This is a genomic window from Alteromonas sp. AMM-1, assembly GCF_047290655.1.
GTDB lineage: Bacteria > Pseudomonadota > Gammaproteobacteria > Enterobacterales > Alteromonadaceae > Alteromonas > Alteromonas mangrovi.
Genome location: NZ_JBLBUE010000263.1, coordinates 1 through 2715, shown reverse-complemented (window position 1 = coordinate 2715; position 2715 = coordinate 1). Strand labels below are relative to the sequence as shown.

Genomic DNA, 2715 nt, shown 5'->3' with positions numbered 1-2715 from the left:
GCCGCGCCAGTTGATTATGCTATTGCTGACACTGGTGAGTGTGATTGCCTTTGTTCTGTCGCTGCCATTAAGTGAAGCTATCCAAAATCAAATCCTTGCGCTGATTGGTATTTTACTTTCCGGTGTCATTGCGTTTTCCTCTACCACTATCGTGTCAAATGTAATGGCTGGCCTGGTACTGCGATTTAATAAGCCATTTCGGATTGGCGATTTTGTGAGAGTGAATGGATTTTCTGGCCGGGTAGCAGAAATGGGCTTACTCGAAACGGAAATTCAAACTGAAACCCGCGAATTAATTGCCTTCGCCAATACCATTTTAATTAATAGCCCTGTAACAGTAGTGCGTTCCTCTGGCGCCATTGTCTCCGTGGATTTAAGCCTGGGCTACGAACTTCACCACAGTACCGTTGAAAAGCACTTATTAAAAGCTGGCACTGACGCAGGCCTGGAAGAACCTTTTGTGCAAGTGATCAGCCTTGGCGATTTCTCCGTTACCTATCGCGTTGCCGGATTACTTACCGATGTAAAAAGCCTGCTAAGCGCACGTTCGAAGCTGCATAAAGCCGTGCTTGATAATCTGCATCATGCCGGCATTGAAATTGTTTCACCCACGTTTGTGAATTCGCGCCCTCAACCAGATGGAAGAGTAATGATCCCTGCTCGCAAGAAAGTTTCCAAGGCTCAAACAACTGACTCGGCCTTACCTGAAGAAATGATTTTTGATAAGGCAGAGGAAGCGGAATCGGTTCAGCGCGACAAGATGTCAATTGAAGCTGAATTAGCTGAAATTCAAACGCAGATGTCACAGGCCGATAGCGAAACAAAAAACCAATTAAAAGCACGCAAAGATGCACTCAGGCTGGCTTTAGCTGCGTTGGCGGCACCAGTGCAACCTGAAGAGACCACAGTAGCGCCCAACATCTCCCCGCAGCAGAGCGACTAAGGCTGCGACATAATTGAATTAAGCACTTTAGTGAAAGCCGCTTCGTCTATGGGTTTGGTTAGAAAGTGTGTCATACCAGCAGCAAAGCAGGCTGCGCTGTCTTCAGGCATCACATTGGCAGTTAACGCAATAATAGGTGTACGCCTGAATAGCGGTAACAACCTGATTTGACGCGTGGCTTCCAGCCCATCCATCTCTGGCATTTGCATATCCATGAAAATAATATCGACGTGATTCACTTTGCAAAAATCAACTGCTTCCTTGCCATTATTGGCCAAAGCCACATTGGTAAAGCCAAGATTGCGAAGCATTGCTTTAACAACCAATTGATTTATTTCATTGTCTTCCGCTATGAGTACGCGCTGACTACCGTCCTGTCTGAATGAGACTTGTATTACTTTATTGTGATCCAGTCGGCTGTGCACTGTTGCAACTGGCAGAGTTAAATCAAACGTGAAACTCGACCCCTGTCCAGGTGTGCTGTCTACAGCAAGCTTTGCCCCCATTAGCATTAACAGTTTATTTGAAATACTCAGCCCAAGCCCGGTTCCACCAAAACGACGGGTAATCGACGAATCCGCCTGTGAAAATGCATCAAACAAAGACGACAATTGATCCTTCTGAATACCTATGCCGGTATCTGAAACCGCAAATGTAATTGTGCAATTCAAGTCGTCATCAGGAACATTGGCTTGTTGCGTAATGAACAAGTTTACCTGCCCCTTTGAAGTGAACTTTACCGCATTGCTTAACAGGTTAATTAACACCTGTTTTATGCGGGTTACGTCCCCCATGAAATATTGACGTGGCAAGGTATCGAGCCGGGGTACCGAAAAACCGATCCCCTTTTCTTTTGCCAGCGGATTGAATAAATGATTCAGCTCGATAATCATCTTGTACAAATCAAATGGTGCATGCTCCAACTGGATTTTGCCCGAGTCAATTTTGCTGAAGTCGAGAATATCGTTCAAAATCACCAGTAAACTTTTACCTGATGAGTCAATGATATCGAGCATTTCTTTTTGCTCAGTGGCCAGTTTGGTTTTCGACAGCAAACCCACCATGCCGAGAATGCCATTCATGGGAGTTCGAATTTCATGGCTCATATTGGCCAGAAACTCAGACTTAATTTTTGATGTATTCTCCGCTTCTTTTTTGGCCTTGAGTAAATCTTCACTCACTTCACGAAATTGCTGCGCGGCCCCAGCCAGCAGTCCGATTTCGTCCACGCGATGAGTATCGTGAATGGGAGCAGCCAAATCGCCCGAACGGAACGATTGAAACGACTCGGTTAACCGTTTAATCGCGTTGGTAATGTGGATATGGAAAAATAACCCAAAAATAATAAACAGAGTTAAGCCGATTACCACTGAGAGCTGAATAAGACGGTGGGTAACCGATACGGCATCTTCCCCCTGCCGTTTGATTTCATCGAGTAAGGCCAGCGATCGCTCACGCAACTTGTTGGCCTGAATGGTAAATTCCACGGCATCACCCGCCATTACAACATTCACCAGCGATAAATAATTGCGATTAGCCTGTACACTCTGCGCAAAATCACTCTGAAACTGCTCGCCCAGTTCGGTAAGCATGACGAGTTCTGACTGATGCCTGCGTGTGAACGATTCGGAAAACTGTTCAATGTTTTGTTGCAGTGTACCCAGTGCATTTACCACAGCCCTGCGCTGCTGAAACTGGCGTTGACTCAAAAACAAGTTAGCAGCCTGATTCATTTGGTACCAGGCATTCAGCGCCTGACTTGCGTTTGTTTT

The 2715-nt window shown here is 45.8% G+C and carries 2 protein-coding genes; one reads left to right on the top strand and one right to left on the bottom strand.

What is annotated here, in order from left to right; translation table 11 throughout:
* Positions 1-943 (top strand): mechanosensitive ion channel family protein (locus ACLR2L_RS19835; protein ID WP_413370705.1); only part of this gene is annotated, 943 nt, incomplete at its 5' end.
* Here the strand turns inward: ACLR2L_RS19835 and ACLR2L_RS19830 are convergent.
* The coding region (locus tag ACLR2L_RS19830; protein ID WP_413370703.1) for a response regulator at positions 940-2715 on the bottom strand (1776 nt) is incomplete at its 5' end. The two genes, ACLR2L_RS19835 and ACLR2L_RS19830, sit on opposite strands and share 4 nt — an antisense overlap.